At 38.8% G+C, this 14,186-nt stretch carries 12 protein-coding genes; 7 read left to right on the forward strand and 5 right to left on the reverse strand.

The window, feature by feature from the left end; translation table 11 throughout:
- Positions 1-57: 57 nt before the first annotated feature.
- Complete coding sequence (locus Gferi_RS06890) at positions 58-915, forward strand: DNRLRE domain-containing protein (RefSeq protein ID WP_069974886.1); 858 nt, start codon at positions 58-60, stop codon at positions 913-915.
- A 31-nt stretch (positions 916-946) separates the two neighbouring features.
- Here Gferi_RS06890 and Gferi_RS06895 read toward each other — a convergent pair whose 3' ends face one another.
- Genes Gferi_RS06895 through Gferi_RS06905 form a run of 3 tightly spaced genes read right to left on the reverse strand, consistent with a single transcriptional unit; the run spans position 947 to position 5,699 of the window.
- Positions 947-2,725, reverse strand: a complete 1,779-nt coding sequence (locus tag Gferi_RS06895) for a DNRLRE domain-containing protein (protein WP_069974887.1) — start codon at positions 2,723-2,725, stop codon at positions 947-949.
- Between the two features lie 46 nt (positions 2,726-2,771).
- Positions 2,772-4,580, reverse strand: coding sequence for a tetratricopeptide repeat-containing glycosyltransferase family 2 protein (locus Gferi_RS06900; protein WP_069974888.1), 1,809 nt, complete (start codon positions 4,578-4,580; stop codon positions 2,772-2,774).
- Between the two features lie 57 nt (positions 4,581-4,637).
- Positions 4,638-5,699, reverse strand: a complete 1,062-nt coding sequence (locus Gferi_RS06905) for a DUF6385 domain-containing protein (RefSeq protein ID WP_069974889.1) — start codon at positions 5,697-5,699, stop codon at positions 4,638-4,640.
- Positions 5,700-5,856: 157 nt separating this feature from the next.
- Here Gferi_RS06905 and Gferi_RS06910 point away from each other — a divergent pair, with 157 nt between their 5' ends.
- The 6 genes from Gferi_RS06910 to Gferi_RS06935 all read left to right on the forward strand — a co-directional run bounded on the left by Gferi_RS06910 (position 5,857) and on the right by Gferi_RS06935 (position 11,811).
- Positions 5,857-6,609 carry a sugar phosphate nucleotidyltransferase gene (locus Gferi_RS06910; protein ID WP_069974890.1) on the forward strand — a complete coding sequence of 251 codons (753 nt, stop codon included), beginning with the start codon at positions 5,857-5,859 and terminating at the stop codon, positions 6,607-6,609.
- Between the two features lie 7 nt (positions 6,610-6,616).
- Entirely contained in the window at positions 6,617-7,495 is an 879-nt protein-coding gene (gene rfbD / locus Gferi_RS06915; protein ID WP_069974891.1) for a dTDP-4-dehydrorhamnose reductase, read from the forward strand.
- 12 nt (positions 7,496-7,507) lie between these two features.
- Positions 7,508-8,533: a dTDP-glucose 4,6-dehydratase gene (gene rfbB, locus Gferi_RS06920; protein WP_069974892.1), complete on the forward strand. Its 1,026-nt coding sequence runs from the start codon at positions 7,508-7,510 to the stop codon at positions 8,531-8,533.
- Complete coding sequence (gene rfbC, locus Gferi_RS06925; RefSeq protein ID WP_069974893.1) at positions 8,526-9,092, forward strand: dTDP-4-dehydrorhamnose 3,5-epimerase; 567 nt, start codon at positions 8,526-8,528, stop codon at positions 9,090-9,092. The genes rfbB and rfbC overlap by 8 nt, the downstream gene beginning before the upstream one ends.
- On the forward strand, positions 9,089-10,594 hold the full coding sequence (locus Gferi_RS28775; RefSeq protein WP_069974894.1) for a glycosyltransferase: 1,506 nt from the start codon (positions 9,089-9,091) through the stop codon (positions 10,592-10,594). Before rfbC ends, Gferi_RS28775 begins: the two co-directional genes overlap by 4 nt.
- 125 nt (positions 10,595-10,719) lie before the next feature.
- Entirely contained in the window at positions 10,720-11,811 is a 1,092-nt protein-coding gene (locus Gferi_RS06935) for a polysialyltransferase family glycosyltransferase (RefSeq protein WP_069974895.1), read from the forward strand.
- Here Gferi_RS06935 and pseG read toward each other — a convergent pair.
- Both pseG and pseI read right to left on the reverse strand, forming a co-directional pair.
- The gene (pseG, locus tag Gferi_RS06940) at positions 11,806-12,909 is read right to left on the reverse strand and encodes a UDP-2,4-diacetamido-2,4,6-trideoxy-beta-L-altropyranose hydrolase (RefSeq protein WP_069974896.1); all 1,104 of its coding nucleotides are present in this window, start codon (positions 12,907-12,909) and stop codon (positions 11,806-11,808) included. The two genes, Gferi_RS06935 and pseG, sit on opposite strands and share 6 nt — an antisense overlap.
- Positions 12,902-13,966 (reverse strand): pseudaminic acid synthase, encoded by a 1,065-nt coding sequence (gene pseI, locus Gferi_RS06945; RefSeq protein WP_069974897.1) that lies wholly within the window; start codon positions 13,964-13,966, stop codon positions 12,902-12,904. Before pseI ends, pseG begins: the two co-directional genes overlap by 8 nt.
- Positions 13,967-14,186 lie beyond the last annotated feature (220 nt).

Here is a 14,186-nt window from a genome sequence, read left to right on the forward strand (position 1 = left end):
AGTGTGGCATAAGTAGAGAAACGCAATATTATAATGTAGAGGAAGGGGGGAAAATAAATGGGTACAGTTATAATAAATCCGCAGGCAGAGGCAGCTCAAATCAGTCTGGCTGAACCCTCTAAAGTATTTGGCATGCTTAAAAGCATGTATATGGGAAGAAAGGATTCCAGGCAAATATATCGCGTACTTTTAAAATTCCCTATTTCAATGATCCCGAGCAATTGTATGATTTTAAAATCGATTCTCAAAATATATGTACAATTTACAAACTGCCGCACATCAAGCTTATTTACACCCTTTGCATTGCAGGAAGACTGGTCGGTTGATACAGTAAACTGGAAGAATCAGCCCGCTTTCTATCCAATGTTTACAGGCGAACCACGGTATTTAAACCGGGAAGGCTTCTATACTTTTAATATCACAAAACCCGTCTCCATGTGGTATAATCATGAAATTCCCAATTATGGATTGATTATAAAGAACACCGAAACACAAAACAAAACAGCAAAGCAAATTACAACCGTCACAAATTCAATTTTAGCACCCTCTATAGAAATAACCTATACACCTAAATGTGAAACACAGGTAATTTCAACCCGTTTTGTATCGCAGACGGAAGAAATAAGCACCGATGAGCTCTATACCTTTTCATCTGTAATGGACACCGCTTTGACAAAAACCATTACTTATCATATTGAAAATCTTGGAAATACTCCCGTGGAAATATTATTACAGGTAAGTGCAAATTTAACTGATTTTATGAACGATAGCTCTACGCCTAGAATAATCGCTCCTCATGACCAGATTTATGCCATTCCGTATACTTTTTCCAAATATCTTAGAATTGCAGCAAGGAATGTAAATCCGGGGGAGACCTCCAGGTTAAAAATATGGTATCAGGCACAGGAAGGATAGATTTATTTCATTAAAAAAGGCACCTTTGTGCCTATTTTATTTTCTCCAAAGCCCTTTTCATCATAGCTAACCCTTCCAAATCTATTTTATCGAAGATTTTGATTGACCTTAGAAACTCCTGGTAAGCCATGTTGTAAAATCTGTGTTTGTAATAAAGCTTAGCAAGCCTTAGCAGAACTTCATCATGCTCAATCAGGTTCAAAAGCTGCAGAGATTTTTCAAATACTTCCGGAGATGCAGCTTGGATAAGGATATCCAGCAAAGTAAAAACGATCTCCAAAAATTCCTCCGATTCTTTTTTATCATCAGCAATTGGCATTACAGTTTTTTCATCCAAAAGATCCTTCAATACATAATAGACCATTCTTTTATGGTTATTTTCAGGATTTCTAAGAACACCTAATGCCTGTACAGCTTGATCCATTTGGCCGCTCAGTATTTTGCATAAAGCCCTCCTGTACACAGCCTCCTCATAAATTTCCCCATCTCTTATCTCCTCAAAGTATTTATATGCCTCATTATATTGTTTTAGACAGAGTTGGCACATTCCTTTACCGTAAAGAATTTTTTCATGGTTCTTTATAAAGACTTCCGCCTTTGAAAAATACGCATATGCAACTGTATATTTTTCTTCAGTAAAAAATATATCCCCAAGAATCATATAATCTCTTCCATCTAGGTTTGTTCCTAAAAATGACTCTATCTTTGCTTTTATATCTCCGATATCCCGTTGTTTGCCGGATAGTATCTTAACCATTGTATAAAGGGGTTCCATATATCTTGGATTTGTATGAAGAGCCTTCAGACAATAATGATATGCTTCCTCATAGTCGTCAAGTTCATAATAAATCTGGGATAGGAGATGAAGGGCTCTATAACTTTCCACTCCTGCCATACAGTTCATATGCAGCGGCGCTTCTCCCATTTTCATACACTGATGCAGTAATTTTATAGCTAAAGTCGTTTTCCCTTGCTTACACAACAAGCTTCCTTGAATAAAAACCAAGTCTGTAAAATCGGGATAAAGCTTCAACCCTTGTGTTATAATTTCCAAAGCCTCATCATATCTCCCCATTTTCTCTAAAGCCAAGACCGTTCTAAAATATAATTTCGGCGTATAAGCAGCATTCGGATGATGATCTGCTAAAGCTTTTTTGTAATTCTCAAAAGCTGCAGCATAATCGCCATTTTCAAAAGAATGGTTTCCCAGCTTGTAGTATTCTTCAGTCGTTCGTTTATTTTTTTCTGCAATTTGCATCGTGCTTATTGGATCTTTATCCAAATGACAGTCCAAATATATTTGTAGCTTTGGTGCAAATATACCTCCTTGGGTATCTTTACTGTAAAAACCTACTAATCCCCTCCTATCCTCATCTACAGCTTTAATTAATAATCCATGATTGGGATACTTCCCACAATACCAGTCACTAAACAGTTTTGTTATGTCTATTTTTATATAGGTATTTATTTCGTCTTTTATCGTAAATGTTTTATACAGTTCTTTATCAAAAGCCGGTTTGCTGGCGTAGTTTATCCTGTTTTCATCAAATTTTTCTGTAATTCTATAGATCTCAAAATCTTTTTGGAAAGCAGCTTTATCATTTCGCGTAATATATAAAAGAAGTTCCACCTTTTCAATAATTCCTTGGCTTGATATAACCGGCAGGTCGAATTGCAATAAGCTTCTATAGATCGAGTGACCCATATATTTCCCAACAAACAGTGCATAATAATCCCCATAATTTTCATATGCCATAGCACTATTAATGGTAGTATCTTTTACAGGCATTTTCTCAATTACCTCTAGCATATACACCCTCTCACTTCTACTTTTTATATATCATACGGTGGTTTATTTATATTGTGAATCCGGTGGATAAATCCATGATATTTTCCATCAATCTTAATCCTTCCCGGTCTATCTTATTAAACAATTGAATCGATCGTACAAATTCCTGATAGGCCAGCCGGTAATATCCGTGACAATAGTACAGCTTTGCAAGTTTTAATAAAACCTCATCATTTTCAATAAGATTTAGCAGCTGCAGTGATTTCTCAAAAATCTCCGGTGCTGAGATCTTCAACAGGTCATTTAACAGCGTAAAAATAATAGGCACATAGGCGTTCGACTCCTCCTTGTCATCACTAAGCATACCACAGGGATTACCAACAGCTAAGTTTTTAAAGGCTTTATATACAAGGCTTCTCTTATTATACGCATGATCCGGGGTAAGCTGTATGAATCTCTCGGCATTCTCTATATGATTCGAAAGGATTTCGCAAAGAGCCATTCTATAAACAGCATCTTCACAGCATCTTCCCCCTTCTATTTTTTCAAACCATTGATAGGCTTCTTGATAATGCTTCAAGTATAATTGACACATCCCTAAGTTATAATATATGTTGGGATTTGGTTCCATTTGTTCGTATGCGCTTAAGAAATATTCATAAGCACTATCATACCTTCCTATGCTGAAGAATATATCTCCAAGCTTTCCATAAGCCCCTGCATTCAGATTTTTTCCAAAGAATTTCTCCAGTGCCGCCTTTGTTTCATCCATGTTTCTTCCTCTTTTCAACAGATTCTCTGCAATGCGGTAAAGTGGCATGTAAAAATTAGGTTTGGCCTTGATTGCCTGTAGGTAGTAATCATAAGCTTCTTCGTGGTCTCCCAGCTCTGAATGAATTTCTCCCAGGGCGTAATAAGACCTATAACCCTCCACCTCATTAATATTTCGCAGGTGCAAAGGAGATGCTTCCATGGTTAAACACCTTTTGAATCCTTTAATCGCCAGGGTATACTTTTTTTGTTTATGGAATAAACAAGCCCTTAGATATTCCAAATCTACGAATTTGGGATAACAGGATAATCCACGCTCTAATACTTCCAGTTCTTCCTCATACATTTGCAGTGCTTCTAAAGTCATTACCAGCTTAAGCAGCAGCTTTGGACTATGGGCAAGTCCAGGCATAAATTTCCTATAGGCCCTTCTATAATATTCCAAAGCTTTTTCAAACTCCCTCAGTCTCAAATACTCATTTCCCATATTAAACAGATGAAAGTTATCTTCAGGATCTTCCCTTAAAAGCCTCTCCAATATCTTCATATTTCTGCCGGCCTTATTTTTTTCTGCAACCGCCTTATCTAAATATCCGTAATGATACACAATGATATCTTCTATTTTTACTTTACGCTTATCGATCAGCTGCTGATTCACATTACAAATCTGTTCATGAATAGCTCCCTTATATTGATACCCTTTATGGTTTCTCATCAGCCGGATATTTAAATTGCTGGCAGTATCTACCCCTGGACTGCTTCCCATATAACTTAAGGTATGGAACAGATAGATATCGATATCTTCATTATCTAATAATGGAAGGATTTTATATTTATCCACACTGCTCAACGCTTCATCTGCGTCCATTGTCAAAATCCAAGAACCCTTTGCCTGACAAAATGCAAAGTTTTTTGCATCGCTAAAATTGTCATTCCACGGATAATAAAATATCCTGGCTCCATAGCTTTCTGCAATTTCCACTGTACGGTCTGTTGATCCTGTATCCACAATAATTATTTCATCAACAATGTTCTTAGCACTCTCGATACATCTTGAAAGGTTTTTTTCTTCATTTTTCGTAATCACACATAAACTTAGTGACAAATCGATCCCCCCTTCAGGTATGTAGCTATCGGAACCAATCCGATAGCTGCATATAACTTAGTTGTGTCCTTGAAAAACAGCTACTACAGAGCCTGCATCCGTAGAATTATTGGCTAAAACTAATCTTGTATACTTAAGATATTTCTGGGGAACCAGTACATCCATACCACCTGCCACAAGACCAATTACACTGGCTGCATCATTGGTATAGTAATCATCATCATCAATCGGCGCGATTTGAACTTGTGCATCGATTGTGACCGTATCCGACATGTTCCGTACGTAGAAAGAATACATATTCTTTTCCGATGTATTTGTAGTAAGCACTGTATCAACAGCTCCCGCAGCAAGCGACACGGTGGCAATATCTTCAATAAAGTCATTGCTTACAATTTTTACATCCACCGTATCTGTAATATGGGCAATAGTTCCAACACTGGCTAAATAATCTATGGTATCTACCGATGATACGTTTCCTACTTCGTTGACCGTATCTACACTGGCCACATAGTCCACAGTGTCTACCGATGACACGTTCCCTACTTCGTTGACCGTATCTACACTGGCTACATAGTCCACGGTGTCTACCGATGACACATTCCCTACTTCGTTGACCGTATCTACGCTGGCTACATAGTCCACGGTGTCTACCGATGACACATTCCCTACTTCATTGACCGTATCTACACTGGCTACATAGTCCACGGTGTCTACCGATGACACGTTCCCTACTTCGTTGACCGTATCTACACTGGCTACATAGTCCACGGTGTCTACCGATGACACATTCCCTACTTCGTTGACCGTATCTACGCTGGCTACATAGTCCACGGTGTCTACCGATGACACATTCCCTACTTCATTGACCGTATCTACACTGGCTACATAGTCCACAGTATCTACTGATGATACGTTTCCTACCTCATTGACTGTATCTACGCTGGCCACATAATTTACCGTATCTATGATTCCTACATAGGCTATGGTTGATAGTTCTCCTACTATCAGTACCCTACCGTCTGCATCCACTGCTATCGGCCGCACAGCTCCGTTATCTTCACCGTATATCTGTGTTTTCAGTTCCCTTGCCACATGATTAAATACTATATTATTGGGCATATTTCTCCTCCTCCCGGTTCTCATATTAAGGACAGTAGTTGTCTACTTAATCCCAGTACATTCTATGTGAACTGAATGAAAGTGTGTCCAAATCTCAAGTCAGAAATATACTGTATTAGAGAATTATTTTAAAATCACTATAGAAGGAGAGAAAACTATGAAGGGTATTATTTTGGCAGGCGGGACAGGATCAAGACTTTATCCGTTAACGAAGGTAACCAATAAGCATTTGCTGCCAGTAGGAAAATATCCTATGATTTTTTATTTGATCGCTAGAATGAAGCAGGCAGGGATAGAAGATATCATGATCGTCTCCGGGAAAGAGCATATGGGATCTGTGGTAAATTTATTGGGCAGTGGCCATGAATACGGGCTAAATTTTACTTTTAAAATACAGGACCAACCGGGTGGAATCGCACAGGCACTTGGCTTATGTGGAGAATTTGTTAATGAAGACAAGTGTGTAGTCATGCTGGGAGATAATGTGTTTCAAGATAACATTGCCCCTTTCGTAAAGGATTTTGAAGCACAGGATAAAGGAGGCAAAATCCTCATTAAAAAAGTTGAAGATCCGAAAAGATATGGCGTAGTAGAACTTAGAGACCAGAAAATCATAGGAATAGAAGAAAAACCGCAAAACCCTAAAAGTAATTATTGCGTTACAGGCATTTACATGTATGACCACCAGGTTTTTCATATCATCAAAACACTAAAACCCTCTAACCGTGGAGAGCTTGAAATAACCGATGTAAACAATTGGTATGTAAAGGATGGTTCCCTCACCTACGATATTTTAGAAGGATGGTGGTCTGATGCCGGTACTTTTCAATCCCTGCTAAATACCAACCTATTGGCTAAAGACATGAACTTGGATGAAATATTAAGCATAGATTATAAGATAAGCAGGTGAAATTCCCATGAGAATATTGATTACAGGTGGAAGTGGACAGCTGGGAAGCGAGCTTCAAAGAATTTTTAGAAACAAACAATGTTCCTTAGGACAAATTCACGAAATGTATAGAGATGCACAAATGATCTACACAGATAAAAATACATTGGACATTACAAATTTAAAAGACGTCCAAAAAAAAATAAAAAAGGTTCAACCGGACGTAGTTATCAATACAGCAGCCTATACCCAGGTGGACCAGTGCGAATCCAATATCGATCTCGCCTTCAAGGTAAACGCCCTAGGCCCTAGAAATTTAGCCGTTGCCTGTGAAGAAATACAGGCAAAGCTTATTCATTTATCTACAGATTATGTTTTTGATGGAGAAAGTTCGATGCCTTACAGTGAATTTGACATTCCTCACCCCATAAATATTTACGGAAAGACAAAATATCTGAGTGAAGAATATGTACAGCAGCTTTGTTCGCGCTATTTTATTGTAAGAACCAGTTGGCTCTATGGAATGGACGGAAAAAACTTTGTAAAAACAATTCTTAAAGCATCCAGAGAAAAAGAGGCGCTTCAGGTTGTCTCCGACCAAACCGGCACACCTACCAATGCCACAGATTTAGCCTATCATCTCTTGCAGTTGGCTGTTACCGATGAATACGGCATCTATCACTGTACAGGTAACGGTCAATGCAGCTGGTATGAATTTGCAAAAACTATTTTAGAATACGCACAAATCCATTGCAGCGTCTATCCGGTCTCCTCAAAGGAATATATCAGTACGGCCTCCAGGCCCCACTACTCTACTTTGGATAATTTAATGCTGAGATGTACGATCGGCGATAAAATGAGAGATTGGAAAGAAGCATTGAAAGATTTTATTGAACATATAAGCTGACAGGAGGTTTTTATGAAAACTTATCTAGTTACAGGCGGTGCTGGCTTTATCGGCTCCAATTTTATAAAATATTTATTGAAAACCCATGAAGACATTACAATCATCAATATCGATAAACTAACCTATGCAGGCAATCTTCAAAACTTGAAAGAAGTAGAGCATCATCCCAATTACAAATTTGAACAGGGAGATATATGCGATCCCCTATTCTTATCGAAAATATTTAATGAAAACGAGATTGATTACGTAGTGAACTTTGCAGCAGAATCCCATGTGGACAGAAGTATTGAAAATCCCATGGTTTTTGTCCAAACCAATGTCCTGGGCACAGTCAATCTTTTAAATCATGCTAAGACATCCTGGGAAACCTTGGAAGGTTTCCAAACGGGCAAAAGGTTTATCCAAATATCCACCGATGAAGTCTATGGCTCCTTAGGCGATACCGGTTACTTTAGGGAGGATTCTCCCCTGGACCCTCACAGTCCTTATTCCTCCAGCAAAGCCTCAGGAGATCTGCTGGTCAAGGCCTATTATGACACCTATAAAATGCCTATCAACATTACACGGTGTTCGAATAACTACGGCCCTTACCAGTTTCCGGAAAAACTAATCCCGCTGGTGATCGACCGCTGTTTCCGCAAAAAAACTTTACCTATTTATGGAGATGGGCTCAATATCCGGGACTGGCTCTATGTAGAAGATCATTGCAAAGCCATTGAAGCAGTCATTCAAAAGGGAAAACAGGGGGAAATTTATAATATTGGCGGAAACAATGAGAAAACCAATCGGGATATTGTCAAAACCATTATTGACTACATTCACAAAAATATCGACCCTTCTGTGACAGAAGACCTTATCACCTATGTGGCTGACCGAAAAGGCCATGACAGAAGATATGCTATTGATCCCAGTAAGATCAGGTATGAACTGGGTTGGGAACCTGAGACAAATTTTGAAGAAGGCATCATTAAAACCATACAATGGTATTTTGAAAATCAAGGATGGGTAAAAGCGCTTCAAGGAGGCAGCTATGCATAAATTTCAGTTTACAGACACCGCTATAGCCGGATTATATATCATTGAGCCGCGGACATTTGAAGATGAGAGAGGTTATTTTATGGAAGCCTACAATTTCAGGGATTTTGAAGAAAAGGGACTTCATAGAGACTTTGTACAAGATAATCAATCCAAATCAAAAAAAGGCGTTCTTAGAGGTCTCCATTTCCAGCAGCAATACCCGCAGGGCAAACTGGTAAGAGTGCTAAAAGGCGAAGTCTTTGATGTAGCCGTAGATCTAAGAAAGGATTCTGAAACCTTTGGTCAATGGTTTGGCTGTATCCTGAGTGACCAAAATAAAAAACAGCTCTATATCCCGGAAGGCTTTGCACATGGCTTCTTAGTTCTCTCTAATGAGGCAGAGTTTCTATATAAATGTACCGAATACTATCATCCGGAAGATCAATGGGGTATTCTTTGGAATGATAAGGATCTCAATATTCATTGGCCTTTAGATAGGATTTCAACGGTTTTATTGTCTGACCAGGACAAGGGATGGATGACCCTTCGCCAATATAAAATGAGGAATGATAATCTATGAAAACCAGTATTGTATTATTAACTTTTAACCAATTGTCCTATACAAAACTCTGCATCGACAGCATTCGGAAGTATACGGACGAAGGAACTTATGAGATCATTGTAGTCGACAACCACTCCACTGACGGTACGGTAGAATGGCTCAAGGAGCAAAAGGATATCCGGGCAGTATTCAACAATGAAAATCTTGGCTTTCCCAAAGGCTGCAACCAGGGGATAAAGATTGCACAGGGCGATAGTATACTATTATTAAATAACGATGTCATTGTTACGCCCAATTGGCTTTCTAATCTGTCTACTTGCCTCTATAGCGCGGAGGATATCGGAGCCGTAGGTGCCGTGACAAATTCCTGCTCCAATTACCAGACCATACCCATTCCTTACAAAACCATCGCAGAGATCGTACCCTTTGCCCAAAAAAACAACATCTCTAACAGTGCCCTCTGGGAAGAAAGATCGAGGCTAATCGGGTTTTGCCTGCTGATAAAGAGAGAGGTGGTTGAAAAAATCGGCCTCCTGGATGAGCAGTTTTCTCCAGGAAATTTTGAGGATGATGATTACTGTTACCGGATTCGAAAAGCCGGCTATCGTTTGATGTTGTGTAAGGATGCATTTATCCATCATTTTGGCAGTGCATCCTTCAGTAAAAACCGACAAGAATTCGGAGACATTCTTTCAGTTAATCGAAAGAAATTTATAGATAAGTGGGGATTTGACCCTTGGTCTCCAGTCTATACAGATCCAAATTTTCTTTATCCTATAGAGGATTCTATATCTTGGCAGACATCTATAACCACAGAAAAAACAGGTTCTCCTATGGTAAAAGAATCACAGCCTGCTGCAGATCCTCAAAAGATTTGCTTTATTACAGTTGTGAATGACGAAAAAGTTTATGAAAAAGCACTTGCCCACATAAGACAGCTCAATATCCCCCAGGGTTATCATGTAGAAATCCTGTGCATCAAGAACGCCAAAAGCATGACAATGGGATATAACAGGGCCATCAGGGATTCTAATGCCAAATATAAAGTCTATTTGCACCAGGATGTGTTCATTCTTAACAGGAACCTTATAAAGGATTTTCTAATGATTTTTGAAAAATACCCTGATATTGGATTGATGGGTATGGCCGGAGCCAAAACGATCCCCTCCAGCGGTATATGGTGGGAGTCTTCCCATCGATACGGGCAAGTTTTTGATAGTCATACCGGAAAAATGACACTATTGCGTTTTAATCAGGTAGAAAATGAATACGAGAAAGTAAAAGCAATCGATGGTCTGATGATGATCACCCAATATGATGTTCCATGGAGAGAAGATCTCTTTGACGGTTGGCACTTTTATGATACCTCACAAAGTATGGAGTTTGAAAGAGCCGGATATGAAGTGGCGGTTCCAAAGCAAAATAGTCCTTGGTGTATCCATGACTGTGGCGTTGTAAATGTTGAAAATGGTTACGAAAAATATCGGCGTATTTTTTTAGCAGAATATATGAAGAAGTAATAGCGGGCAGGGACGAAACCTGCCCCTCATTAAATAACTGATTGACAGAAATCGGTTATTCAGTTTATAAGTACTAACCAGTCAATTCTAAAAAGAATCCATTCTACTAGAAGGAGTGAATTCCATTGAGCGATTACAAAAAGGTTTGTTTTTCATGCTTAACCCCCTACCATGTATTTGTTTCCTATATTTTGTCAAAAACCCTATATAAAAACGACTACAAAATATTGATCCTCTCTGACCATTATCATCAAGAAATCTATCCACGTTCCATTGCTTTAAATCTATGGGATCAGGTTCACTTTGTCGAAGAGAAAAACCGATCACAGGATTTTATCCAAGCACAGCTCCAACAAATTGACCTGAATCAGTTCGATATACTCCATTATTTTTCCTGGGGTTCCATTTTTCAACTGCTATTGATGAAAGCTGTGCAAAGTGCTACGCAGCTTATTCTTACAGAAGAGGGTATCGCAACCTACTATATCAAAGAAGCGGTAGAGCATTGGAAAAGTAAATATTCTCCCTATCATGATCCTATAGATTTTGGTAAGGTGTCTGAAATTTGGCTGTTTGATACACGCCTTTATGTGAGCGAATTAGAAAAGTCCTTAAAAAACATTGGATTTCATGAGTATCTTGATACAGATTTAAAATTTGAATTTTGCAATGAATTAAACCATTTATTTAATTATACCCATCAAAAACAAAAGTGGGATATTTTATTCTTTGACCAACCGCTTGCCCTTGCCCATATTACGTCACAAGAGGAAGAAAAAAAGCTATTGTCAGCGATCATGAAAACCGTACACCCATCGAATGTACTTGTAAAGAAGCATCCTACAGACCATATGGAAAAATATAGGGATCTGGATGTGAACATCCTACCTTGTGATAATATTCCCTGGGAAATCATTTATCTAAATGAGTATATTGAAAACAATTCTATTTTAAAGGATAAGATTTATATAACCTATAATTCTTCAGCCCTCTTAAATACCCGTATCCTCTTTAAAGATCTTCACCCTGCAAATCTCTTTATATCCCTGAACAAACTATTAAGCAGCTTCGCAGCTGCTCCCGAGATCAACACATTGCTAGAAAAATATTTTCAACGCTTTAAAGCATTTTATGGTCAGTATTATTCTGAGATAGAAAACCTCGTCGATCTTGAGAAACTTCTTCACAATAGAAAATCAAGCTCACTCCCGCTATAGCAAGAGTGAGCTTGATTCATTGCTCCCCTTCATCATTTTATCGATAGCGATTACAATACGTTCTATACCTCTGCCATCTACTAATTTCTGGGCCCGTCTGCTCATTTGTACTCTCTGTGTATAATTATTTATCAAGGCTTTTAATTGTTTTAAGAATCCGGAGGCTTCTATCTGATGAAACCATCCCAAGCTAATGACATAACCCGCTTCATCCATTTTTCCTACTAGAAATTCCTGATTCTCTGCCAAAATAAAAGCCAATGTGGGGGTCCCGCAGGCAGCAAGTTCATAAAGGGTCGTGCCTCCGGCTGAAATCCCTATATCTGCTAATCTCATGATGTCTGAGATACGGGCTGTATTTTCATGTAATATTACGCGATGATCCTGTTCTTCTATTTTTTTCAAGTCTGTGATGTCTCTAAATAGGCTTCCAATGATAAGGTGGATGGTTAAGTTCAGATCCTTATTGTCTGACAAAATCATATCTAAAAGTCTTGAAGTCATATGGTGCGGATCTGTCCCTCCAGTAGTGATCATAATATGACGCACCTGTTTGTGGATCTTTCTATGCTTCTGATTTATGAATTCTTCTCGAATCATATTATAAGTCGGTCCCAGCAGTAACAGCTGGTCCCCATAATCCTTTTGATAGTTCATATATTCACTGGTAAGATTCCCATTGATAATCATATCTACTGGATATACCGCTTTCTTTAAATCATCAATATAGACTAACTTTTTCACTTGGGTCTTAAGGGCTGAAAAGTATTCTATTGAAACATCGTAGGTGTCAATAATCAATACCGCTATCTTTTTTTGATCTATCAGCGGAACCATTTCATAGGCCTCTTTTAACAGATTAGACCCCAAATTAAAGTCTACATCTCTTTCTGTAGCTTCTCCGCTATCCAATAAAAGGACTTCAAATCCTTCTTCTATAATTTTCTTCGCTCCTTCTGCTGCCTTGCATATGAAATATACCGTGTTTCCCTTTCTCCTAAATTCTCGCGCTAAGGCGAGACACCTCATGATATGCCCCATGCCAATGCCTTGCCCGCCATCGGCACGAATCCCCACAACATATTCTCTATTATTCATTTGTGGATCTCACCATACTCCACTCCAAGGGTGTCCCTCGGGGAATATCCTTTGTGGCTGTTTTGCCTAATATCTGTTCTATATACTTTGGCGCTAATCCCGCAGCAGGTCGAATAATCCTTGTATTCTGACTGGTAAATAACTCTCCTGCTTTCATATCTTCAACGACAAAGATCGATCTTCTGAATATTCTATTGGTATTTTCTCTATCAGATACTTCAAAATTGATCTCCCCGATAGCCGTTTCTGCCGCTCGTATATCTGCTACCATTTTTTTAAATTCATGAGGTTCCATGGAAAAACTGGCATCGGGGTTTTCAATCTCTCGGCTGATGCAGAAATGCTTTTCAATTACCTTAGCACCTAATGCAACCGCTGTTATTGCAGCTACTGCACCCAAAGAATGGTCGGATAAACCTACATAAACACCTAAAGTGTCCCTTAGATGCATCATAGCTTTCAGATTCATATCTTGGGGTATGGCTGGATATGCACTAGAACATCTCAATAGGCATAGTTTATGATTTCCTTGATCTTTTATGGCAGCTACTGCCTCAGTGATTTCATCCCAGGTTGCCATCCCTGTAGATAAAATGATTGGCTTTCCTTTCGATGCCACATAACGAATCAATGGCAGGTCATTGGCTTCGAAGGAAGCAATTTTATAAAAATCAACACCTAAGCTTTCTAAGAAGTCTACAGAGGTCGGATCAAAGGCTGTGGATAAGAAGTCCAATCCTACTTTCTCTGCTTCTTCTTTTAACCGATACTGCCATTCCCATGGGGTATAAGCCTTCTCATATAAACGATATAGATTTTCTCCCTGCCAGGTCCCCGTCTTGATCTGAAAATACTCATTATCACAATCAATGGTCATGGTATCGGGTGTATAGGTTTGAACCTTTATACAGTCAGCGCCGGATGCCTTTGCTGCATGTATGATCTCAAATGCTCTATGCATATCCCCTGCATGATTTGCCGACATTTCCGCAATCACATAGCAGGGTGTCTCTTCTCCAATAATAATTCTATCTTTTATTTTGATTTCATGATTCATAGGATTACCCCCATCACGCCTTTAATATATATTTTTTGCTTTTGTATTGAAGAAAACTTATCTATATAGCTGTGTGATGTAGAATCCTAATTTATATGCGGATCGACGAGGGCGTCAATCCCTACCTTTTTATATAATATTCAATCCCATTTTTTACCTAGATTTTGGTAGGGGAGGACCTGTGTGTCCTCCCGAAAATGTAGCTGGCAGACACGCAGGT

Origin of the sequence: Geosporobacter ferrireducens, from assembly GCF_001750685.1 — a bacterium.
GTDB classification, from domain to species: domain Bacteria; phylum Bacillota; class Clostridia; order Peptostreptococcales; family Thermotaleaceae; genus Geosporobacter; species Geosporobacter ferrireducens.